The organism is Hyphomicrobium sp. (assembly GCF_036262015.1).
Classification (GTDB): domain Bacteria; phylum Pseudomonadota; class Alphaproteobacteria; order Rhizobiales; family Hyphomicrobiaceae; genus Hyphomicrobium_C.
The window spans coordinates 1-22,807 of the sequence record NZ_DATAJR010000001.1 but is presented as its reverse complement, the minus strand read 5'-3'; the positions used below and the strand labels follow the sequence as shown (position 1 = coordinate 22,807).

The window sequence follows — 22,807 nt, the reverse complement described above, 5'->3', positions numbered from 1 at the left end:
TTATCCCCGCGACCGGCAGCATTATGCAGTGCGAGGGAATCTCAGAACGATCTCAAATCCGTCGGATTTTTCTGTCGCGGGCGACAGGAGATCTACGGTTCCACCGGCCTGATGGACGATGGTGTCGACGATCGCCAATCCAAGCCCGGTGCCACCGCTCGCGCTCCGCTGTCCCCCACGGCGAAAACGGTTTTTGAGCTCGGCAAGGTTCTCGGGTGCAATCGGCACGCAGTCGTTGATGACACGCACGGATTGGTCGCTGCCGACGCGGATCTCGATGGGGCCGGTCCGCGATCCATGAATAACGGCATTTTCCAGCGCGTTACGCAGCACAATCGCCAACGCGTCCTGATCCATGGCCACCCAGCTTGGCTTCCGGCTTGCCATTTCAAGCTTTAGGCGCGGGCCTACATCGGGTCTCCGCTTGAATTCATCGACCAGCAAGTCCGTGATTAAATTGAGATCAGTACGCTCTCGCGAATGCCCGAGTCCCGCGTCCGCGCGTGACATTTGCAGCAGCTTTTCGATCCGTCGCCCGAGTTGTCCGAGCGAGGATGCGATGTTTTCCGCGCGTGCCTGCTCGAACGTGCCCGACAGCTTGTCGGCAAGCACCTGAACTTGTGCTCTCGCTGATGCAATCGGATTGCGCAATTCATGTGCGGCATTGGCCGCAAAGGCGCGTTCCTGCTCGAGCGCCGCCTTGAGACGGCTCATGAGCGTGTTGATCGCATCGGTCATGGGACGAAGCTCATCGGGCAAGCCGGCTGTTTCGACGGGCTCGAGATAGTCGCCCCCGCGTGCTTCGAGCTCGCGAGAAATATGGGAGATCGGCTCGGTTGCGCGCGTCACCGTCCACCAGACCGCGAGAGCTGCGATCGGTAGCAAGGCGAGGAGGGGTGAGGCTAAAGCCAGCCACAATCCGACTGTGGCTTCATGGCGCTCTTCGAGTACCTGGGCGACCTGCACCCAGATTTGCTTGTTCTTCAGGAAGCGAGAGTAGTAACGGAACCCGGATTGGTTCGTGAAGCCATTCTTGAGGCCGACAAGGAGCGCCGTTTCGGGAGTGCCATAGGATTTGATCAGAACCGTCCCATCCTTCGCACGAAGCAGGAAGTGAACATGTCCGCGGCGGGTGTTCAAGATAGGATCGATGTCTTCGGTTTTTCCGGATTTCTTGAGCTCATACTCGCGCAGCGCAATCGGAATGATCTGACCTGTCGTCTCGCGCAGTGCGCTGTCAAAGAGCTCGTTGAGCTCGTGTCTGACGACAAGGGCTGCGCCGACGACACCCACGATCCAGAACGCGCCGATCAACGCTATGAGTGACGTCACCAGCCGTTTTTTTATGGTCCAGGAACGCATGCGTCAGCGCTCCATACGGTAACCGAGTCCACGGAGCGTCAGAATGACGTCGCTCCCGAGCTTTTTGCGAAGCCGGCTGATATAGACCTCAACCGCGTTACTCTCGATCTCGGAGCCGAATTCGAAGAGAGCCTCTTCGAGCTTGGACTTTGAGACAATGGTGCCGAGCCGATGGACGAAGCAATCAACAAGAGCCCATTCGCGGGCCGTCAACGGAATCTCCTCGCCGTCGCGCCAAATCTTCCGGTTGCCCGTTTCGATTTCTAATTCGCCGACCTTGAGGCGCGGACTGGGCATTGCCGTTGAACGCCGCTGCAGCGCTGAAATACGCGCAGCGAGTTCGCCCAGATCGAACGGCTTCACGACATAGTCGTCAGCGCCGGAGTTGAGCCCTTCAATTCGGTCGCCGACCTGATCGTGCGCGGTGATGACGATAACGGGCAGGCCTTTTCCAGACTGTCGGAGCGAGCGGAGGAGGTCAATGCCTCGGCCATCAGGCAGATTGAGGTCGAGCAGCATCAGGTCGTAGGCCACGTTTTCGATCGCTTCGGCGCCGTCGTCCAGGCGCTGCATCCAATCGACCGCATGCCACTTTCTGAGATGCGTTGCCACGGCTTCCCCAAGCAACGCTTCGTCCTCGATGAGTAGAATTCTCATGCGTCCCTGCACTTTGGAGCGCTTTCCGCCGCAGTCGAACGGCGGGAGCGCTCGATACTTACTCGAACTCTCCTCCGCGATCCAACTCCCCAACGTACGCGCGGTCGGGACCGGAAAGGCGGGGAGTGCGAGCGAGGGAGTGGAATGTGGGGGTGGCAGGTGAAATACGCGTCGTGACGGGGGGTGCTAAATTTACCTAGCACTTTCATAAGCGTAGTGCCGCGTGCCGGAAGGATTGCACAACCCCGCTTGCTATAGCTCGGTGCGCTTCTAAATCTCTTTAGCAGGGTTGCGGGCCTCGGCTGGGAGGGATTTGGATGCACGACAATTGCGCTGCTGCGCCTGGCGAACCGGCACCGTTGCAATGAGGAAAGTGTGGGTGCTTGTCCCGAACAGCCCGGAGAACGGACACGCGGAGCGGTGCTCTGTCTGGAGCAATAGGAAGCGAGCCCTTCGAGAGCAAAAACGGCTCAAGAGCGCCTTTAATATTGACTGCAATTTGGTGCATCTCGAGGTCCAGGATCGTTCAGAGCCCGACGATAACGCATCAAATCCGGACCCGAGCGCACGGCCCAAAGTGATCCGCGACGCGTCCTGAGCTGTGCGTGCAGTGCTCCAGACCCGATCTCACATTACCGGACCTTGACTGTCTACCATGTAGTAGGTAGACGTAGAGTCATGGCACAGCTCGATACAAAGCAGGCGCTTCTGGCCGAAGCAGAACAGCTCATCCGTACCATGGGCTATGCGGCGTTCAGCTATGCCGATCTCTCCGAGCGCGTCGGCATTCGTAAGGCCAGCATCCACCACCACTTCCCGACCAAGGAAGCGCTGGGGACTGCGGTTATCGATTCCTATCTTGAGCGTTTCGTTGCCGAGTTGGAGACTTTGGCCGCGCGCTCGGTCGGCACCAAGCACAAGCTGCGGGCCTACGGCGATTTCTTCGCGGCGAGCCTGCAGGACAAGAAAATGCCCCTTTGCGGCGCGCTCGCCGCCGACGCGGCCTACCTGCCGGTATCGATGCAGCAGCGCGTCAAAAAATTCTTCGAGCTGCATCTCGCTTGGCTGGAAGAGGTCATCGCTGAAGGTATCTCGAGTGGAGAGATCGAAGGCGGCCGTCCCGCGAAGGCATACGCCATGATGCTGCTCAGCGTGTTGCAGGGCGCGAGCGTCGTGGCCTGGGCACTCAAAGATCCCACGATCATCAAACCAGCCTATCTCCAGGCGTTGGCGCAACTTGCGGGGTAGTTTTTTGCTTGTGGCACCTACCTACTGAAAGGATGGTCATGTGCACACTCGATCAACTCAAAGATCGGCATTCGCCGTGTGAATGCGAGACAAGCGAGATTACGGCCGTGCTCGGCCGACGTCCTTCCCGCAGGGCGATCCTCACATCGGCCCTTGCGTTTTCCGCCGCGCCCCTGATCGCGCGAATGCCCGCCATGGCCGGCTCGACGCTCGCGGTCAGCGATATCGCACCCGGCGTGTTCGTCCATCAAGGACGCTACGAACTGCAATCCCCCGAGAACCGCGGCGACATGGCAAATGCCAGCTTCGTGATTGGAAATGACTCTGTCGCCGTGATCGACACGCTCGGAAGCGCCAAGGTAGGCCGTGAGCTGCGGGCTGCGATCAAGGCGGTCACCGACAAACCCATTCGCTACATCATCAACACGCACATGCATCCCGATCATGTGTTCGGAAACGCGGCCTTCAAGGAGGACAATCCGGAATTCGTCGGGCATCATAAGCTAAGGCGTGGGCTCGAAGCGCGGGCCCAGAGCTACATGGCCTCCAGCAAAGACATGCTTGGTGAGGACGCCTTTGATGGGTCGGAGATCATCTTGCCAACCAAAGGCGTGGACGACACGCTGACCATCGACCTCGGCGGCCGCTCTCTCGTTTGCGAGGCGCAGAAGACAGCTCACACGGACAACGACCTCATCGTCACCGACAGCACGACCGGAACAGCCTTCTTTGGCGATCTGCTTTTCTCCGGCCACATCCCGACACTCGACGGCTCGCTTCGCGGATGGCTTTCGCTCATCGAGCAGCTTGAGGGACGGACCGTTGCCCGTGTCGTCCCCGGGCACGGACCGCACGCAATGCACATGCCCGAGGGCATCCTCCCCGAGAAGCAATACTGGTCGGTCGTCGCGGCCGACGTCCGCCGCCTCATCAAGGAAGGCAATAGCCTCACCGAGGCCACCAAGGTGGCCGGGCAATCCGAGCGCTCCAACTGGAAATTGTTCGAGCAGTACCACGTTCGCAATGTAATCGCGGCGTTCGCCGAACTCGAATGGGAATAAGGAAAAGCGGAGGAACACGAGAAATGGAAACGTACCGGAAAGCGATTGGCCGAGCGGCGGCCATCGTCATGGCGGCGACATGGATGGTGGGCGCCGTCTATCCTGCGAAGGCCGAAGAAGACATGTGGCCATCGCTGCGGAGCGAGGTCTTCGGCGATCGGCCGATCAAGGAGAGCGACGGAGTGGTCATCCTCGATGCCCCCAGCCGGGCTGAGGATGCCGCAGTGGTTCCCCTTACCGTTCGTGTGCCTCCGGCCGTCAAAGGTCCGCTCAAGTCGATGTGGCTGATCATCGATCAGAACCCGGCTCCCGTGGCCCTGACTGTGACGTTCGGCCCTGCTGCAGGAAACGGGGGAGGCGAGCGCCGCTTTACGACGCGCGTACGGATCGACACCTATTCTTATGTGCACGCCGTGGTCGAGACGGACGACGGCACGCTGCACATGACAAAGGCCTTCGTGAAAGCATCCGGAGGATGTGCGGCTCCCGCACCCAAGGATGCGGATCAGGCGAGTGCAGATCTGGGCAAGACAGTGGTCAAGAGCTTCGACCCGGCGCTTCAGACGGCAGCGTTGCGCGAGGCACAGATCATGATCAAGCACCCCAACACCAACGGTCTGCAGATGGACCCCGACACCAGGGCCTACGTGCCCGCGCGGTTCATACGCGAAGTCGCCGTACGCCGTGGCAGTGAGCTCGTGTTCAAGGCAGAGACCAGCTTCTCGATCTCCGCCAACCCAAACTTCCGGTTCACCTACGAGAACGCTTCGGAGAACACGCTCGAGGTCACGTCCATCGACACCGACGAAACGAAGTTCGTCGGTCATTCAACCCAAGTCTCGATCACCCAGTAGAACTCGAAAGGGAGCACGTATGTCCTTGCTGGATTGGAATACCTATCGCAACGCGCTGATGGGCCGCATTGGCGAGTTGGGAAAACTTTCGCCCGATTCCGTCAAAGGCTATCTGGTGGCGAGCGGCGCCGGCGCGAAGACCGGGCACCTCGACGAAAAGACCAGGCAGCTGATCTCCCTTGCGGTTGCGGTGACGACGCGCTGCGACGGCTGCATCTCTGTGCATGCCCAGAAGGCCGTGGAGAACGGCGCCACAAAGGAAGAGGTGGCGGAAGCACTTGGTGTTGCGATCGCGATGAATGCCGGAGCAGCGCTCGTCTATTCAGCTAGAGCGCTTGATGCTGTCGACGCTGCGTCATGACGAACGGACGAGGACGAGATGCCCACAGCTCGTCCTCGTCAGCACGTAAAGCCTCGCGTTCGCGCAGGACGACGTCAGTGCGAGAAGTCTGGCGTTGGAGCCCTGAACCAAAAAAACGGCCCGCCGAACTGCATCGAGGGCCGTTGTCGTTTGTCAATCGCGTGTGTCAGGCCACGCTTCGGGTCGGCCAGTTGCCGTCCAGAACAAGACTAGGCTGCTGAGGTGCGGTGATGGGGCCTTCCTCGCCGATGTCTTCGACAATCTCACCGGCGTGAGGATGGCGGACCCGGAACCAAGCAGCGTAGAGGGCTGGCACGAACAGCAGCGTCAGGACCGTCGCCACCAGAAGCCCGCCCATCAAGGTGATCGCCATTGGCCCCCAGAATACTGAGCGGGTTAGCGGGATCATGGCCAGGATGGCGGCGAGCGCCGTCAACACCAGCGGTCGCGAACGGCGCACGGTCGACTCGATGATTGCATCCCACCGCGACAGGCCCGACGTCACGTCCGCATCGATCTGATCCACCAGGATCACGGTGTTGCGCATGATCATGCCGGCGAGCGCGATGAGGCCGAGCAGGGCCACGAAGCCGAACGGAGCGTTGAACGCGAGCAGGGAGAAGCTCGCCCCAATGATACCCAGCGGTGCCGTTGAGAACACCAGGAACAACGTTGAGAAGCTCTGTAGCTGGAGCATAAGAAGGGTCAGCATGACGATCAGCATGAGCGGGAAGATCTGGAACAGCGCCACGTTTGCCTTGGCGCTTTCCTCCACTGCGCCGCCGACCTCGATGCGCATGCTGGGCGGCAGGTCAGCGGCAATCTTTTCGATTTCCGGCTGGATCTGTGCCGTAACGTCTGGGGCTTGGACGCCAGGAGCGATGTCCGCGCGTACTGTAAGTACGACATCGCGGTTCCGGCGCCAGAGGATCGGTTCTTCGAACTCGTAGTGTACGCGCGCCACCTGCGAAACGGGGATGGCCGCGCCCGAGCGCGTCGGGATCGTGAGGTCCTCGAACGAGCCGAGGCCCAGTCGTTCCTCAGGTACGGCGCGCGCGACCACGGGTACGAGCTCGATCCCTTCTTTGTATTCGGTCACGGTGTAGCCCGAGAGCAGCGTTTGCAGCGTTTGCGCAATGTCCTGCGGCGTGAGGCCGAGCGAGCGCGCACGGTCCTGATCCACTTCGAGGCGGATGGATTTCTTCTGCTCGTTCCAGTCGAACTGCACGTCACGCGTGTTCGGATTGGCGCGCATCGCGCCGCGCACCTTGTCGGCAACCGTGCGCACGCTGTCGCTGTCGGGGCCCATGACACGAAATTGCACCGGGAAGCCGACCGGCGGGCCGAAATTCAGCCTATCGATGCGCAGCCGCGCCTCCGGAATGACGTTGTCGGCGACGAGTTTATCCAGTCGGTCCTTGAGCCGCTCGCGCGCCTCGGCGCCCTTGGTCATCATGACGATGAGCGCGAAATTCTCGTTGGGCAGGACGGGGTTGAGCGCCAGGAAGAAGCGCGGCGAGCCCTCGCCGACGTAGGTCGTGTAGTAGTCGAGGTCCGGATCGCCCTTGATCAGCGCCTCGGCCTTCTTGGCTGCCGCCTCGGTGACGCCGATGGACGTGCCTTCCGGCATGCGGATCTCGATGAAGAGCTCCGGTCGCGAAGAGGTCGGGAAGAACTGCTGCTGCACCTGGGTGAAGGCCGCGATGGCCGAGCCGAATGCGCCAAGCGTCAGCAGGATCACGGTCCAGCGATGGCGGACGCTCCAGCGTACGGCGCCGCGCAGCGCGCGGTAGATGCGCGTATTGTAGATGTGGTGGGTATCATGCCCCGCGCCGTGCTTCGCATAGTCGGGCAGCAGTTTGACGCCGATGTACGGTGTGAAGAACACGGCCACGATCCACGACACGACGAGCGCGAGGCCGACGATCCAGAAGATGTTGCCAGCGTATTCGCCCGCCGTCGATTTTGCGAGGCCGACGGGCAGGAATCCGGCCGCCGTCACGAGCGTGCCGGTCAGCATTGGGAACGCGGTCGAGTCCCACGCGAAGGCCGCGGCCTGCATGCGGTTCCAGCCCTGCTCCATCTTCACCACCATCATTTCGACGGCGATGATGGCATCGTCGACGAGTAGGCCGAGCGCGATGATGAGTGAGCCGAGCGTGATGCGGTCGAGGTTGAGGCCTCCAACGTACATGACGAGGAGGACGACCGCGAGCACGAGAGGTACCGACGTTGCGACCACGAGGCCCGATCGCCATCCGAGCGAGACGAAGCTCACGACGAGCACGATGCCGAGCGCTTCCACGAACGAACGCAGAAATTCGCTGACCGAGTCCTCGACGACGTGCGCCTGGTCCGTGATCTGGTCGATCTCGACTCCGGTCGGAATCTGCGTCCGGGCATCGGCGATAGCCGCCTTTAGGCGTTCGCCGAGTTCGAGCACGTTGGCACCCTTCGTCATGGCCACGACGATGCCGACGGCCTCAGCCCCGTTGTGTCGGACGATGCTGCTCGGAGGATCCTCGTAGCCGCGCTTGATTGTGGCAATGTCCCCCAGCCGGAACGTGGACCCGCCCGCCTCGATCGGCACCTCCGCAATGGCCGCTTCGCCTTTGAACGCGCCGGTCACGCGTACGTCGATGCGGTCGGCGCTGGTCTCGACGGTGCCGGCCGGCGTCACCGCGTTCTGACGCGCCACGCTATCGAAGATCGCCTGCGGCGTGATGCCCAGCGTGGCGAGCTTCCGGTGGCTGAATTCGATGAAGATGCGCTGCTCACGTACGCCCACGATATCGACCTTGGAGACGCCGGGCGTCCGCAGCAGGCGTTGGCGCACGATCTCGGCGTAATCCTTGAGCTTGGCGAGCGTGACGTCATCGCTCGAAAGCATATAGACCGCAGAATAGACGTCACCGTACTCGTCGTTGAAGAAGGGACCCTGCACGCCCTGCGGCAGCGTCGGCTTGGTGTCGTTTAGCTTTTTGCGAACCTGGTACCAGGCATCGTCTACGTCCTGCCCTCGCGCCCGGTCTTTGAGCTGCATCTGGATGACGGTGACGCCCGGGCGCGTGTAGGTCTTCACGTAGTCGAACAACTCGAGTTCCTGCAGACGCTTCTCGAGCTTGTCCGCGACCTGGTCCTGCATTTCCTCGGCGGTGGCGCCTGGCCAGGCCGCGCTGACCACCATGGTCTTGATGGCGAACGACGGATCCTCGGCGCGACCGAGATTGAGATAGCTGAAAAGTCCAGCCGCCGAGAGCACGATGATGAGGAAGAGGACCAGCGCCGGATGAGCGACGGCCCAGGCAGAGAGGTTGCCGCGCGAAGGGGCATGATCTGGCTCTATGGGAGCGTTCATTGCACGACCTCGATGATACGAACGGGGATGGCGGCGTCGAGCTTATGCGCGCCCGTCGCGACGATCTTCTGGCCGGACTCTAGTCCACTCGTGACGATGGCCGAGGTCTCGGTCCATGCGCCGACTTCAACGCCTTTTTTGATCAAGCGGCCATGCGTCTCGTCGATGAGCCAGACCGAGGGCTGCCCCTCATCCTTGAACACAGCCGCGAGCGGCAGCTTTGCCTGGGCTCCATTGCCCATTTGCGCGAGGTGCACGGTCGCGGTCTTGCCGAGCCCGATGCCGTCGTTCGGCTTAAGGATCGAATAGCGTGCCTGATACGTGCGGGTGGCGGGATCGGCCTGTGGCGAGACCTCGCGCAGCTTGGCCTCATAGGCGAGATCGGGCGCAGCCCAGAGCGTCACAGAGGGAACGGCGCTGCGGTCGCTGTCGATACGGCTCTCCGGGATGGAGACAACGGCCTCGAGTTCGTCGAGGCGCGCCACACGAGCGATGAACTGGCCGGCATTGACGACCTGGCCGACCTCGACTGGGAGCGCCGTGACGATGCCGGCTTCCGTTGCGCGCAGACTGGTGTAGTCGAGCTGATTCTTGGCAAGTGACAGCGAGCGCAGGGCCCGTTCGACGCGTCCGCGCGCTTCGTCCGCCGCCGCCTTCTTCTGGTCGTAGCTGGCGGCGCTGACCCAGCCCTCCTTTGTCAGGCGTGCAAAGCGCTTCTCGTCAGCATCCGTCTGGGCGCGGCTGCTCTCCGCGGCCTTGAGTTCGGCGTCGGCTGATTCAAGCGAGAGCCTGTAGTCGGTGGCATCGAGCGTCGCGAGCGTCATGCCGGGCGTGACTTTGTCGCCGATGTTGATGAAACGCTCGACGATCTTTCCCGAGACGCGGAAGCCGAGATCGCTTTCGTAGCGCGGCTTGATCGTTCCGGTATAGGAACGCGTCTCTGTCGCGGTTGAGAGTGTCACCGCAGCCGCGCGGACGGGTTGGGGCGGCGGCGCCTTGTACTCAGCGCCTTCGCTTTTGCAGCCAGCGAGGCCAACCGCGACCGAAACGAGGGCGCCGGCAAGAAGGACTGGCCGTGTCGAGTTCGCGAGACGTGCGGGTTTGGATGCGGGAACGCTCATCTTAAGCCTCATCGCTGTTGCGGCCTTGTGCGGATAGTGTTGTCGCGCTAAGTTAGTTGGGCTAACTTATAAGTAAGTGACGCTAACTTGACAAGGCGAAATCGGCGCGAGAAGGCAAAAAAGTTAATCTCACTAACTTAAGTTAGATATGCTAACTTGCTGAGTCGGTGGTCGATGGCATGGGATTAAGGTCTTATGGCCCAAGCAAAAAGACAGAGCGCGAAAAAGACAACTGCGGTGCGCGCGAAGAAGAGCTTCCACCACGGCGATCTGCGTGAGGCGCTTATCGCCGCAACCCGCGAGCTTCTGATCGAGCATGGCCCCGACGGCTTCACGCTGGCAGACGCGTGCCGGCGCGCTGGTGTGACGACGGCTGCGCCCTACAAGCATTTCCGCGACAAGCTGGAAATCCTTGAGGAGATCGTCGCGCGCGGCTTCGACCAGCTGAGTGAGCAGAACGCACAGGCGGTGGCCGAGAAGGGCAGCGGCACTATCGAGGGCATTACCGCGATGGGCATCTCCTACTTGGAGTTCGCCGTCGCTCAGCCCGCCATTTTCAGGCTCATGTTCGGCGAGCTGAAAAAGAGCAAGAAGGTGGATGGGACGGGAGATGAATGCCTGAAGAACGTCGTCGAAGAGGTTGCCCACTATTGCCGCAAGAACGGGCAGACAGCGGACGCACAGCAGATCGCAGTGCGGCTCTGGACCTTCGTCCACGGGGCCGCGTCGCTCGAGTTGGATGGCGACTATGAGCGGGTTGTTCCGGGTCTCGACGTCTACAATCTGATAGCGGATGTGACCCCGAGGTTGCTCGGAGCAACGTCGGACATCCGAGCGCCGCGCAACAAAAAGGGCTAATCAGCTCCTTTTTTCGCGATCGTTTCAACCTCGCGATCAAGGATCTCAGAAACCGGCATCGGGTGACGGGCAAGTTGCCCGACCCGTTCCGTCGCTCATGTCCCGCCTCTCGTGGCAGCACATCGGCAGGAGCCCACCCAACCGGGAGCGTTCGAGGTGGACGTGGAGCCGCACCCTCCACGTCAGATGTCTAAGGTGCTGCGCTCGTCCCTGGCGCCAGTTGGTCTTCTCAGAGAAGGCCCTACTGTTTCCTCTCGGTATGCCCGTCGCTTCATGCAACCCCAAGCAACGCTGGAGCAATGATGAAAGAATAGAATTGAAAATAGACGAAATATTTCTACTTAATCTCCGGCATCGCTTGGTTGTAAGAATAGATCAGGGCAAATTGATTTCGGTATCAAGCTTTAGATAATTGCGATTTATTTTTTCGTTTGAACATAATTGAAGCGCAGCTATGTGCCATATTGTCAAAATATGATTTGGGAATGGCCCAGATTATTTTATGCGTACTTCAGGAGTATTTGATAAATGACCAATGCAACTCAGCCGACGGCAGCAGCTCCTCAGGCCGATAAAGTTGCTGGCATGCGCAACGACATCGCAGGGAAGTGGCCAAAGTTCGATGCCACCGAGATTGCCAATCTCAAGGACAAAGACGACCTGGTGGCTCGGTTGCAGTCCAAGTATGGCTTGGACAAAGCGCAGGCGCAGAAGGACGTAGACGCCTTCGCCAACGGTCGCCAGCTCTAACGAGTTCGACGACCATCAGGGGGCGCCCTGACGAACTTCGAGGGCGCCCCCATTCGAGGTAGAGCCCATGTTCGAGCGCACGGTTCGCACATCTGTCCAATTTCGACACCCGTTTCGGCTGGCCGGTGTCGAGAAAACGCTCTCGCCGGGTATCTACGAGATCGAGACGGTAGAGGAAGCGATCGACAGCCTTTCCGTCGTCGGCTATCGGCGCGTCTCCACCACTATAACGCTGCCGGGCCCGACGGTGCTGTCCCGGCAACTCACGACGGTCGATCCCGCCGAACTAGAGCGCGCCCTCGATAGAGATCGAATGGATGGCGATGACAGCAGCCAAGTTTAGGGTCGGGCAAATGGTTTGCCTGAAAGATGCTATCAGCCACCCAGTGGTCGGTCGGGTCACGAGCTACAAGATCCTCGCCCTGCTGCCTCGGCATGGGCGCCGCTGGTTGTATCGCGTGAAGACAATTCTGGAACGCGAAGCGCGTGTCGCCGAACAGGACGAACTCGTTCCGCAACACGCTTCTGAGTTCCAGCGCTGACGCCGTCCCTATCAGGGTCACAATAAGGATTAGGTCATGACGACCGATCACATCACAACATTAACCCGCGACGTCCATGTCATTCGTGGACCTAGCAAGCTTTGGACAGTCGCTCAGGAAGGACACGTCGCCACCTCGGCGAACTACCGCGTGCGAGCCCATGCCATTGCGTTTGCTCGTGCGGTTGCTTTTGCAGCTCACGCCGACATGATCGTGCATGAACCAGCAGGTCGCAGCACGCGCCATCCACGGGCCTCGCTCAGCTATCCGACATCGCTGGATTGAAGATGACAGCGAAAGACAACTCGCGCGCTGAAATTCTCAAGACACGCTACAAAGCGCGCAAGCTCATCACCGAAGCCGAAGCGCGGTATATCATCTCCCACGCGACTACGTCGTCCAATGAATGGGTCGTCGTGCAACACTGTGAAAACTGGTTCGACATCCGCGATATGACCGAAGCAGAAGTCACGGATATGCTCGAAGATCTTGACCGAGAGCGGGCCGCGAAACTGGCCTCCGGCATCGCGAACCCGCACTAAGGTCAGCCACGGTGGCTTTACGCGTGATAGTCACTCTTTGAATGCGTCGCACACCGGTTTGAAACGCACAACCACTAGGAGCTTGCTCGTGGCGCTCACCCCCCTCCCGAGTGGAAAAACCGGCTTTGCTGGCAGCTCGGCGCTCATCCTCTTCGCCATCTTCGTCGCATTGTTGATTGCCGCAGGATACCTCGGTCACATGATGGCAGAGTGAGCAAGCGGGTTGTGTCGCTCGCTCCTGGGTCAATGTCTCGTCGTGGCCCGAAGCTGACCCGCGCTGAATTCGATGGACCGGCCGCTATGGAAGAGCGGGGTAACCTAACTTTCACCAGACAGCGATTTGAGTGATGGTAGACTGCGGCCTAAGGGCCCGGTGGCGGGCCGAAGCCGAAGAAACAGAGAACTACACCTACGCTATAGCCCTCCCAAATGACCCGTGAGGCTTTGGTTGATTGTGTTCCGCGCCCCTTGCTCCCCCCGTTTCACTTTCGGTCACTGTACTTGAGGATCACTTGTGGCTTTTAGCTGATAATTGAGGAACGCCCCAACGCCCTTTAGTGCACGGACGCTATGCCACAGCCAGTCCGAGGGATGCGGTCATGCTCCAGCAGCTTCGTTGCTGGTCTTGATGACACATACTGTATTGAGAGAGGCTCATGAACCGCCTATCCTCGTGCTTCAAGGGGGGGGGTGTCGAATGCAGCTCAAGTCTTTTCGCGTAAGGAATTTTCGATCCATCAACGATAGCGGTGAAGTTGATGTTTCTCGTATCACGGCGTTACTAGGTCGAAACGAGAGCGGCAAGTCGAACGTCTTGCGGGCGCTTCATAGTCTAAACCCAGCAGACGGCTTCAAGGCGCTCAATCCCATCAAGGATTTTCCGAGACATCGGAAGCTTTCAGAATGTAACGACCACACCCCGGTTGTAGACTCCACATGGCAATTGAGCGAGTACGAACAGCGACGCCTAGCTGAGATTTGGCCGGCCGCTGAAGGTGTGTCTGAGGTCACTGTTGGCCGTCGATATGGCGACAAGCGGTATGTTGGCATCGACGCCCCGGAAACCCCTTTCGACCTCGCTGCGATTAAAGCCGAAGCGCGTAAGATTGACGCGGCGGTCAAGGCAAAAGCCTCGAAGTTGACGGGCGAAGCAAAGGCCGAGTTGGAGCGGGCTTCAGACGCATTCGTGGTTGCCATCGGTGCCGGAGTGACTGCCGCGAAATGGGCTGCAACGGCGACCTCGGCGCTTGCCGCGCTTCGGCAGGCGCTTGCAGCAGCGGACATCGAACTTACAGACGCCCAAGACCAAAAAATTGTGTCCTTGGAAGAGATGGCCGAAGCCATCCCGGGAAGCGAAGAAGCACACTCGAAGGCGCGCGGTTGGATTATCGAACGCTTGCCAAAGTTCATGTATCTTGAAGACTACCCCGAAATACGAGGTCATCAAGATATTGCTCGCTTCCTCAAGCGTAAAAATGAAGGGCAGCAGACAGCCGCCGACGTAAATTTTGAAAAGCTTTGTAAGGTTGCCGGGCTTAGCCCTGAAAAGCTCAACGAACTGTCGCAAAGCGATGACCAAGAAACACGTGGGCAATTAGCCAACCGTGCTGGTGCCGTCGTCACGACCGCCATTCGCAAGCGGTGGAAGGACCGCGAACTGAAGGTACGCTTCAACCTCGACGCACACCATTTCGACACGCTGATTTCCGATCCTAACAGTACGTATGACGTTGAAGTGAACCTTGATGAAAGAAGCCGTGGCTTCCAATGGTTTTTCGCGTTCTATGTCGTGTTCGCGGCAGATACCGAAGACGGCGAAGCCGATGGCGCGATTTTGCTGTTGGACGAACCGGGTCTCTATCTCCACGCGCGGTCGCAAGGTGATTTGCTTCGACACCTCGAAGACGATTTCACCAACCAAATCGTCTATACGACACACTCACCGTTCATGGTCCCAACGCACCAATTGGATTGGGTACGAACGGTCAATATTGCCGAAGAAGAAGGCACGACCGTTTCCAACGACCCGAACGGTGACGCCCGCACCCTGTTTCCGTTACAAGCCGCGCTTGGATACGACCTTGCCCAAAGCCTGTTTATCGGGCCGAACAACCTGGTTGTTGAAGGCGTCACCGACTTTTGGATTCTTTCGGCGGTTTCGGCATATCTGAATGAGCAAGGAAAAGTTGGCCTCGATGACCGGTTGACCATAACGCCAGCCGGCGGCGCGCAAAAAGTTCACTACATGGTAGCGCTGCTAACGTCTGAACAACTGAACGTGCTTGTCCTATTCGATGACGAAAAGGACGCCAAGGCAACGCGCGACGATTTGGTGAAAGGCAAGCTTATCCGGTCGGATAACATCGTTTTCGTAAGCGAAGCATTCGAAGCTCCCCCCACTGAAGCCGACATTGAAGATATACTGGACTCGGCTGTTTACGAAGCACTTGTGCACGAAGCCTACGCCAAGGAACTGAAGGGCAAAACGTTGGAATTGAATGCCCGCATTCCTCGCATAGCCCGCCGCTTCGAGGCGGCGTTTGATGCACTTACTATTGCGTTTCACAAAACACGGCCAACGCGGCTGTTCCTACAAAAAATGGCCAGCGACCCGTCGTCGGTTTTGCCCGCCGCAAGTGAAGGCCGGTTCGAGCGCCTATTCAAGGCAACTAATGCTGCTCTTGAAAAACACCTTTCAAGGTGATCGAGCCTCAGGGCGTGTAGGGTGTGTTCGGGGGAAATATGAATCTTGATGATAAGCATGCGTATCGCGTTGGGAGCCATTCCGAGTCATGGAGCGATCTACCTGCGGATGACGATACGCTAGATAAATTCATCGCGTCAGCGCGAAAGCGGATCGAGCCTTGGCTATCCGCTGTTTTTCAAGCCGAACACTTGAATCTTTTGATAGGTAGCGGCTTCACGACCGCCGTGGGATATATGGCCGGAGCCAATGCTACAGGCATGGGCAAGGTTGTGTTCGGGAGCGAGTTCGACAAGCAGATCGACGACTTCGCTGCGAATGAGGCGGCACGCATGGGGCGTGGTGCGGCCAATATCGAGGATCAGTTCCGGGCAGCCCTTTCGGTTTATGAGGGGTTGAAGATCATTGATACGGCTAAAGCCGCCACCCTTAAATCCGCGATGGATGTACAGCTCCGTGGTTTCCTTGAATCACTTCTCAAAACTGAAGCCGGTCTGATCAGCGGCGATCCGGCAAAGCGAGTCATTGCAGAAGGGGCAGTTCAGTCGTTCCTACTCAGCTTCGCCAGTCGCGCGGCTTCGCGCGAGAGGCTTCATGTCTTCACTACGAACTACGACAGGTTGATTGAGCACGGTTGCGACCTCGCCGGGCTTCGTATTATCGACCGTTTTGTTGGAGCGCTCACGCCTGTTTTCCGGTCAACCCGCGTCGAGGTTGATGTGCATTACAACCCGCCGGGCATTCGCGGGGAACCACGCTTCATGGAAGGCGTCATCCGCCTGACCAAACTTCATGGTTCTCTCGACTGGCTATTCAGCACGACAGATCGGAAGATTTTGCGGAAGGGAATACCCTTCGGTGCCCCCACCGATCACACCGATCTGCCCAAAAAGCCGGTCGATACGGTGATGATCTATCCGAACCCGGCGAAGGATGTCGAAACGACACAGTATCCGTACGCAGAGCTGTTTCGTGATTTTGCCGCCGCAACGTGCAGGCCCAATGCGGTTGTCGTCACTTACGGCTATGGCTTCGGGGACGATCACATCAACCGCGTGTTGCTCGACATGCTGACGATCCCATCAACCCATCTCGTGGTGCTCGCTTACTCGGCGGATGACCGCTTGAAAGGCTTTCTTTCACGGACTCGCGAGGCGCAGGTATCGCTGTTAATCGGTCCCCATTTCGGTGACCTCACAACGTTGATCGAAAACTACCTCCCGAAACCAACGCTTGATTACATCACCGGGCGCATGACCGAACTATTGAAGCACCGCCCGCCAGAGCATCCGTCCGCACCAGACGCTGCTGCTGCGACTACCGATGAGTTCGGCGAATTGTTAGGCGGCGGAACAACAGCATGACCACGCCCATAGAGTCCATTGCTGGCTTGGTTATCGGCGCGGTTGAGTCTGTTTCGCCTGATGAAATCCGCATCCTGCTCGAATTGGATGCACCGCAGGCAACGGCGCTGAACACAGGAACACCTGCCGCATTTCCTCGCCTCAATGGCTATGTCCTTATTCCTAACGAGGCCGGCGCGACGGTCGCCTACATATCATGGATCGGGATAGAGCGGTCGCCCTATCCCAAACGGTCGGGCTTGAAAGATTTCGGTCTGATCGACCTTCCGTTTCCACTGCGAAAGATGTGCGTCTCGCCTGTCGGCACACTCACGTCTCGGCGGGACCGAGCATCGAAGCAGACAGTGTATGAACTGTCGCGCGGCGTAGCCGCGTTTCCGTCAGTGGGCGATCAGGTACTCATGCCGACACCTGAACAGGTCGAGGCTATCGTTGGTGCGAAGGAGTCGGATCGGCGTGTCCGTATCGGGACTTCGGCCCTTGCATCGAGCGCCGAGATCAAGGTCGATCCCGACAAGCTATTCGGCAGACATCTCGCCGTGCTCGGCAATACGGGCAGTGGCAAGTCCTGTACGGTTGCCGGACTGATCCGCTGGTCGCTCGACGCAGGAGCAAAAGCGATGAGTGACGCGGGCCGAAAAGGCCATCCGAACGCGCGCTTCATCGTTCTAGATCCCAATGGCGAATATGCCAAAGCCTTTGCGGATCGAGGAGATCAACTCCGTCTGTTCCGAGTCCCACCAGTCGTTGGAACTGAAAGAGAGCTGGATGTTCCGGCATGGCTTTGGAGCGGCCATGAATGGACTGCCGTTGCCCATGCCCAGCCGGGTGCGCAACGTCCGCTTCTGTTGCGCGGGATACGAGAACTGAAGAGCGGCCATCATGAAGATGTACCGCGAGAAGCCACCATCAAGCGGCATCTGCTTGTTTCAAGTGGTCGCATTACCGCCATGCTCAATATGGGAAGCACCGCCTTCGCCGGAGCGGTCGGCCCCCGGTTTGATTGCGCGCGCTTGCTGGGCGGCATCGCCGAGGATTCCGCTCATTTTGCAGCATCGGTCGATGACCCAGCGACGACGCTATTGCAAACGCTTTCTGCCACAATCACTGAAATTGTTGACTCCCGGCGGTCGGGATTGACCTATTTTAACGACTTCTTGGTCGGCGATCTTGAATCGGCCCGTGACGCCATCGCTGTTGTTACAGATGCCCTACCGGATATTGTCGGCGCGGCCGCCGCAATCAGTGAAGACGCTCCAGTTCCATTCGATGTCACACTGCTTGCCGAACATCTGGATCATCTGGCTGCCGAGCAAGGCGGAAATTTCGCGGCGTTTATTAGCACGCTTGGCCTTCGTATTCGCAGCATGCTCGCGGATCAACGGCTTGGAAGCGTCATTGGAAAGGTACCGCCAACCAGCTTCGAGGAATGGCTAAAAAGTTATATCGGTGATGACGGCGCACGCAATGGCCCGCTAGCTGTCGTCGACCTTTCCTTGGTCCCCTCCGAGGTCGTTCACGTCGTTGTGGCCGTGCTGGCCCGGGTGATTTTTGAATCTCTGCAACGCTATCGGCGGCTCAATGCAGAGGGGCTATCACTGCCCACAGTCCTCGTGCTGGAAGAAGCTCACACCTTCATTCGACGCGGTAAGGACGACGAAGGCCCGGCGTCCAGTCCTAACCAGCTCTGCCGGGAAATTTTCGAGCGCATTGCCCGCGAGGGACGCAAATTCGGCTTAGGTCTGGTGCTGTCGTCGCAGCGACCATCAGAGCTTTCGCCGACCGTTTTGGCTCAGTGCAACACCTTCATTCTCCATCGTATAGTCAACGATTCCGACCAAAACCTTGTCGCGCGTCTTGTACCAGACAACGTGGGTGGGTTGCTGCGCGATCTGCCCAGCTTGCCATCAAAACAGGCGATCCTGTTGGGATGGGCGACGCCTATTCCCGTACTGGTCGAGATCGACGAGTTGGCAAAGGAGCATCAGCCTCAATCCGCCGACCCTGATTTTTGGGATGTTTGGACAGGTGCCAACAAGCGCGAAGTTGATTGGCATCGGATCGCCCGGCACTGGACAGCCCCTATCGCAGTTGACGCTCAAAGCACGGAACCGCCAACGGCATCTAGCGAGGGTGCGGTTCCCATGAACAATTCCACTTCTCCCGATCTGGATGACGAAATTCCTTTCTGAGGATTGAGACTTAGGGCTCTGCCCTCCGCGCACTTCAAGAGGCTTCCGCCCAGCTTCCTACGCGCGTGCCGCGCTCCGTGCAGCCGGTTCCCCGCGAAGCCTCCTTCCGTTTGCACACCCGGTCTCGGCGACGGCCAGAAGGTCAGGCGCGGCGTTCCGCTTCGCTGACCTTCCGACCCGAGGATCAGAGAAATGACCAACGTATCCGACAGCACCCCCCGCATCTATGTCGCCTGCCTTGCCGCCTACAATAACGGCTATTTGCATGGCACTTGGATCGACGCGGATCAGGACGCGGACCAGATCAGGGACGAGATTGCCGCGATGCTTGCCCGTTCCCCCGTCGAGGACGCGGAGGAATACGCCATTCACGACTATGAGGGCTTCGAGGGCGTCAGCATCTCCGAATATGCCGGCATCGACAGCGTGGCGCGGATGGCCGCTTTCATCGCAGAGCATGGCGCACTCGGCGCGGGCTTGCTGGGGCATTTCGGTGGCGACATGGACCAAGCCGAAACCGCCTTTCAAGACTGCTATCATGGTCAGTACGCCAGCCTCGCCGACTATATGGAGGAATTGACCTCAGAGAGCGTCACGATCCCCGAGGCGCTGCGCTACTATGTCGATTGGCAGGCGATGGCGCGCGACGCTGAGATCGGTGGCGACCTGTTCACCATCGAGACGGCGCATGGCGAGGTGCATGTGTTTTCCAGCAGATGAGAACGTGAATGCCTGTCCGTGCTCATAAGGGCAGGCATCTCGAAAGCACCGGCTGTCGCTAAGCTAAAAACACCAAAGAATGATCGGGTTAGCCGCTCAAGGTATCTGCTTTGAGCGGCTTCTCTATTTCCAACGATCCTTGAACCTCTCTTTGCCGGGCGCTGCCCAGCATCCCGGCTTGGGGAGGTGACGCCATGCTCAGCATCGATTGGCGATCTCCGGCGGCATACGGGTACACAAAGCACATCCCTGCCGCTGGTTTCGCTTGGGAATACCTGCGCCGCAACGACGAATATCGTCGGGACTGCCAGACCATCGCATTGACCGGAGGGACAGATGCCCGCGACCTCGAAGAGTTCGCGCATCGCTGGGGTTTGCGATTTCCCGTGCGATCCAGACGCGCCGCATGAGCAGCATTCGCCAATCTGGAGTCCGCGCCTTCAACCGCAAGCCGTAATGTTGTCGCCCGTCAATCACAAGGACGACGACACCGAACCGGTACTGACGTTGGCGCATCTCGACGGCCTCGATATGCGCCGCGCGGCCGATGGCTGGCACGGCATCTGGCAGGTGGATGGCGTCGCGCATCAATTCTGGCTGCCAAAGGCGGTGCCCGACGCGGCAGCGTTCTACGCTGTCACGCTGCCGATGGATTCCTTTCTGGAGCTGCGCGCCCACGCTGCGCGCCGTCTTTGGCGGTCTCTCAACGGTCGCGCGCCCGGTCCCGACTTCCGGGCCGTTCCCGCCCAACTCCGGCAATGGCATATCCTGTCCCTGCGCGCGCTCGACGCCCGACTGCATGGCGAAAGTTATCGCACCATCGCTGAAGTCCTGCTCGGCTTTCGCGGCACCAAGGAGGACTTTGAGAGCGATCCTCGCAAGAACAAGGCCCGCCGCCTGGTCACGCACGGTATCAAGATGATGCGCGGCGGCTATCGCCTTCTGCTTCACTACCCGATCAAGCCCGGCAAGCGTTGATCGGGTGGCGTGACCCTCACGCCTTGTTGGCTGCCGCCTGCTCCAGAATCTTCCGATAGCCCTCACGCGACAGCCATTGCGCGCGTTCGAGATGGCTTCGCCAGCAACGGCGGGTGCGAAGTTCATCGGCGACCGGATCACGGTGCAACACGATCTGCGCGACTTCCTTCCAGTCCGCGCCCTCGGCCTTCGCATCGAGAAGGCGCAGATAGGTAACGTAATGCCGTTTGTCATAGACGGTTATGGTATCGCCGGTCGGCGCTTCATCGTCCACATCGGGATCGAGTTCGACGGGAACCCGCATAGTCACTCCTCCTAGGTTCCAGAGAGCCTTGTTTGCGGTGCGCCCCCGCAACTGGCCCCTCTACCTGGTGATCGGGGAGTTAGTAACCGTGACTAGACGGCCCCATGACCTTTAGGCGAGAAGCCCTGGACATACGCCATGGGCTCCCCGACCATAAGGTTCGAGGATGGTGGTGCCGTCACGGCCGGCACCAACCGCTAGTCAGGGGTTACTACGCCCCAGAGCAGCGCGTCTGCTCCGTCTACGTTTCTATCCGAGCCGGCCGTAAATGTCTTTGCCTATTCGGCGGGGCAGGCAGTGAGACGCTGAATTATCTCATTTATTAGCCCGCATCACCCCAGAGGGGGTGCCGCCAGCGCATAGGCGCAAATGCGGCACGCTACGCGCCGCCGATCCCTCGCCATGGTTCGCCACAGTCCGCTGCCGCCCCCGGCAGCCCAATCCTGACTGGAGGTGATCCATGCCCAACCCGCTTGCGGGCCTGCCGCCGCGCCTGCTGCGCACCAAGGAAGCCGCGCGCTTCCTCGGCATATCCATCCGCACCCTTGAGAAGCATCGCACCTACGGGACCGGCCCGACCTATCGCAAGGTCGGCGGTCGCGTCCTCTACACCGTCCGCGATCTGGAAGACTGGAGCGCGGTCGGCGAACGCAAATCCACCCGCGACAAGACCGCCGGCACCGTCTTTCCCGCGCGTCCCCTCACGCCCGAAGAACGGGGCGACTGCTAGATGCTGCGCGAGGACGATCACGACCCCGCGCACCCGACCGAGGATAGCGAGCGCAGCCGTCTAGACCCCTTCGTGGTCGCAACGGGCGACGCGCCGCCGCGCGACCAGCGCGACTTGATGGAACGGCCGTTCTTCTCGCTGGCGAAGACCCCGCGCACCAAGCCGATTCTCTACAAGGCCGCCGACATAGAGGTGCAGGTGTTCGGGATGCCCGAGCATGGCATGGCGACCATATGGGACGCCGATGTGCTGATATGGGCGGCCTCGCAGATCGTTGCGGCCGAGAACAACGGCCTCACCACGTCGCGCTTTGTCCGGTTTACGCCCTACCATCTGTTGCGCGCCATCGGGCGGCCGACCGGCAATCACCAATACCGGCTTCTGAAAGCCGCGCTGGCGCGGCTGCAATCGACCGTCATTGCCACCACCATCCGCAACGGCCCGCATTGGCGTCGCCGGCAATTCTCATGGATCAACGAGTGGGAGGAAATGACGACGCGCGCCGGCCGCGTCGAGGGCATGGAATTTGTCCTGCCCGAATGGTTCTACAATAGCGTCATCGACCGCTCGCTGGTCCTGACCATCGACCCTGCCTATTTCCGGCTGACTGGCGGCATCGAGCGATGGCTTTACCGCGTCGCCAGAAAGCACGCCGGGCACCAGCGCCACGGCTGGATTTTCGAGGTCGCGCACCTTCATCAGAAATCCGGCAGCCTCGCCCGGCCGTCCGACTTCGCGCTCGACCTGCGCCGGATCGCGGCCCGCCAGCAACTCCCCGGCTACCGCCTCCAGATCGAGCGGGAAGACGGCCGCGAGCTGCTGCGCATCCGCCCCGAAAACTCATCAACAGGCACTGTTGATAACCCTGTTGATGCCATCGGCAGATCAGGCGCACGGGGTATCGGCACATCAGGCGCAGCACTATCGGCAGATCAGGCGCACGAACCGCAGCTAACGCTCTGGCCTGAAAAGCGGAATCCGACCGCTAACTTATCTAACAGAGAATCTTCTTTAACTGTTTCTGTGGGTGCGGAGCACGCGCCCAGTGCCACCCGCGATCATCTTGCCAATGATCGTGCGCGTTCGCAACAAGCTGCGAAA

General features: G+C 59.7%; 24 protein-coding genes. 19 read left to right on the top strand and 5 right to left on the bottom strand.

Features of this window, described 5'->3' with window-relative positions:
• Positions 1-21: 21 nt before the first annotated feature.
• Positions 22-1,362: a HAMP domain-containing sensor histidine kinase gene (locus tag VHO05_RS00120; protein WP_329644577.1), complete on the bottom strand. Its 1,341-nt coding sequence runs from the start codon at positions 1,360-1,362 to the stop codon at positions 22-24.
• A 3-nt stretch (positions 1,363-1,365) separates the two neighbouring features.
• Positions 1,366-2,019 carry a response regulator transcription factor gene (locus VHO05_RS00115; protein WP_329644576.1) on the bottom strand — a complete coding sequence of 218 codons (654 nt, stop codon included), beginning with the start codon at positions 2,017-2,019 and terminating at the stop codon, positions 1,366-1,368.
• 678 nt (positions 2,020-2,697) lie between these two features.
• On the opposite strand from VHO05_RS00115, the gene VHO05_RS00110 reads away from it, so the two are divergent.
• The 4 genes from VHO05_RS00110 to VHO05_RS00095 are packed head-to-tail and all read left to right on the top strand — an operon-like array spanning position 2,698 to position 5,543.
• Entirely contained in the window at positions 2,698-3,267 is a 570-nt protein-coding gene (locus VHO05_RS00110) for a TetR/AcrR family transcriptional regulator (RefSeq protein ID WP_329644575.1), read from the top strand.
• Positions 3,268-3,305: 38 nt separating this feature from the next.
• Positions 3,306-4,328, top strand: coding sequence for a quinoprotein relay system zinc metallohydrolase 2 (locus VHO05_RS00105; protein WP_329644574.1), 1,023 nt, complete (start codon positions 3,306-3,308; stop codon positions 4,326-4,328).
• Positions 4,329-4,351: 23 nt separating this feature from the next.
• Complete coding sequence (locus tag VHO05_RS00100; RefSeq protein WP_329644573.1) at positions 4,352-5,182, top strand: quinoprotein dehydrogenase-associated SoxYZ-like carrier; 831 nt, start codon at positions 4,352-4,354, stop codon at positions 5,180-5,182.
• Positions 5,183-5,207: 25 nt separating this feature from the next.
• Positions 5,208-5,543: a carboxymuconolactone decarboxylase family protein gene (locus tag VHO05_RS00095; protein ID WP_329644674.1), complete on the top strand. Its 336-nt coding sequence runs from the start codon at positions 5,208-5,210 to the stop codon at positions 5,541-5,543.
• Positions 5,544-5,709: 166 nt separating this feature from the next.
• On the opposite strand, the gene VHO05_RS00090 is transcribed toward VHO05_RS00095, so the two are convergent.
• Entirely contained in the window at positions 5,710-8,901 is a 3,192-nt protein-coding gene (locus tag VHO05_RS00090; RefSeq protein ID WP_329644572.1) for an efflux RND transporter permease subunit, read from the bottom strand.
• Complete coding sequence (locus VHO05_RS00085) at positions 8,898-10,022, bottom strand: efflux RND transporter periplasmic adaptor subunit (RefSeq protein ID WP_329644571.1); 1,125 nt, start codon at positions 10,020-10,022, stop codon at positions 8,898-8,900. The genes VHO05_RS00090 and VHO05_RS00085 overlap by 4 nt, the downstream gene beginning before the upstream one ends.
• A gap of 195 nt (positions 10,023-10,217) precedes the next feature.
• Between VHO05_RS00085 and VHO05_RS00080 the strand changes: the two genes are divergently transcribed.
• From VHO05_RS00080 to VHO05_RS00020, 13 genes are all read left to right on the top strand, one after another.
• A complete protein-coding gene (locus tag VHO05_RS00080) occupies positions 10,218-10,880 on the top strand; it encodes a TetR/AcrR family transcriptional regulator (RefSeq protein ID WP_329644570.1) in 663 nt (220 codons plus the stop codon).
• Positions 10,881-11,408: 528 nt separating this feature from the next.
• A complete protein-coding gene (locus VHO05_RS00075; protein ID WP_329644569.1) occupies positions 11,409-11,630 on the top strand; it encodes a hypothetical protein in 222 nt (73 codons plus the stop codon).
• Positions 11,631-11,697: 67 nt separating this feature from the next.
• Entirely contained in the window at positions 11,698-11,973 is a 276-nt protein-coding gene (locus VHO05_RS00070) for a hypothetical protein (protein WP_329644568.1), read from the top strand.
• 10 nt (positions 11,974-11,983) lie between these two features.
• Complete coding sequence (locus VHO05_RS00065) at positions 11,984-12,172, top strand: hypothetical protein (protein WP_329644567.1); 189 nt, start codon at positions 11,984-11,986, stop codon at positions 12,170-12,172.
• A 36-nt stretch (positions 12,173-12,208) separates the two neighbouring features.
• On the top strand, positions 12,209-12,457 hold the full coding sequence (locus tag VHO05_RS00060) for a DUF2188 domain-containing protein (RefSeq protein ID WP_329644566.1): 249 nt from the start codon (positions 12,209-12,211) through the stop codon (positions 12,455-12,457).
• Positions 12,458-12,459: 2 nt separating this feature from the next.
• Positions 12,460-12,714, top strand: coding sequence for a hypothetical protein (locus tag VHO05_RS00055; RefSeq protein ID WP_329644565.1), 255 nt, complete (start codon positions 12,460-12,462; stop codon positions 12,712-12,714).
• A gap of 88 nt (positions 12,715-12,802) precedes the next feature.
• Positions 12,803-12,928: a hypothetical protein gene (locus tag VHO05_RS00050; protein WP_329644564.1), complete on the top strand. Its 126-nt coding sequence runs from the start codon at positions 12,803-12,805 to the stop codon at positions 12,926-12,928.
• Between the two features lie 483 nt (positions 12,929-13,411).
• Complete coding sequence (locus tag VHO05_RS00045) at positions 13,412-15,418, top strand: AAA family ATPase (RefSeq protein ID WP_279678487.1); 2,007 nt, start codon at positions 13,412-13,414, stop codon at positions 15,416-15,418.
• Positions 15,419-15,456: 38 nt separating this feature from the next.
• Positions 15,457-16,782, top strand: coding sequence for an SIR2 family protein (locus VHO05_RS00040; protein WP_329644563.1), 1,326 nt, complete (start codon positions 15,457-15,459; stop codon positions 16,780-16,782).
• Complete coding sequence (locus tag VHO05_RS00035) at positions 16,779-18,974, top strand: ATP-binding protein (RefSeq protein ID WP_207588950.1); 2,196 nt, start codon at positions 16,779-16,781, stop codon at positions 18,972-18,974. Before VHO05_RS00040 ends, VHO05_RS00035 begins: the two co-directional genes overlap by 4 nt.
• A 192-nt stretch (positions 18,975-19,166) precedes the next feature.
• Positions 19,167-19,694, top strand: coding sequence for an antirestriction protein ArdA (locus tag VHO05_RS00030; protein WP_207588948.1), 528 nt, complete (start codon positions 19,167-19,169; stop codon positions 19,692-19,694).
• 194 nt (positions 19,695-19,888) lie between these two features.
• Positions 19,889-20,104, top strand: coding sequence for a transcriptional regulator domain-containing protein (locus VHO05_RS00025; protein ID WP_207588946.1), 216 nt, complete (start codon positions 19,889-19,891; stop codon positions 20,102-20,104).
• Positions 20,105-20,150: 46 nt separating this feature from the next.
• Positions 20,151-20,672, top strand: coding sequence for a DUF2285 domain-containing protein (locus VHO05_RS00020; protein ID WP_207588944.1), 522 nt, complete (start codon positions 20,151-20,153; stop codon positions 20,670-20,672).
• A gap of 16 nt (positions 20,673-20,688) precedes the next feature.
• Here the strand turns inward: VHO05_RS00020 and VHO05_RS00015 are convergent, their stop codons facing one another.
• A complete protein-coding gene (locus VHO05_RS00015; protein ID WP_207588942.1) occupies positions 20,689-20,976 on the bottom strand; it encodes a DNA -binding domain-containing protein in 288 nt (95 codons plus the stop codon).
• A 460-nt stretch (positions 20,977-21,436) separates the two neighbouring features.
• Between VHO05_RS00015 and VHO05_RS00010 the strand changes: the two genes are divergently transcribed.
• Together VHO05_RS00010 and VHO05_RS00005 are read left to right on the top strand one after the other, a co-directional pair.
• Positions 21,437-21,706, top strand: a complete 270-nt coding sequence (locus tag VHO05_RS00010) for a helix-turn-helix transcriptional regulator (RefSeq protein WP_024353481.1) — start codon at positions 21,437-21,439, stop codon at positions 21,704-21,706.
• Positions 21,707-22,807: replication initiator protein A (locus tag VHO05_RS00005; protein ID WP_329644562.1), on the top strand; the 1,101-nt coding region annotated here is incomplete at its 3' end. It lies immediately after the preceding gene.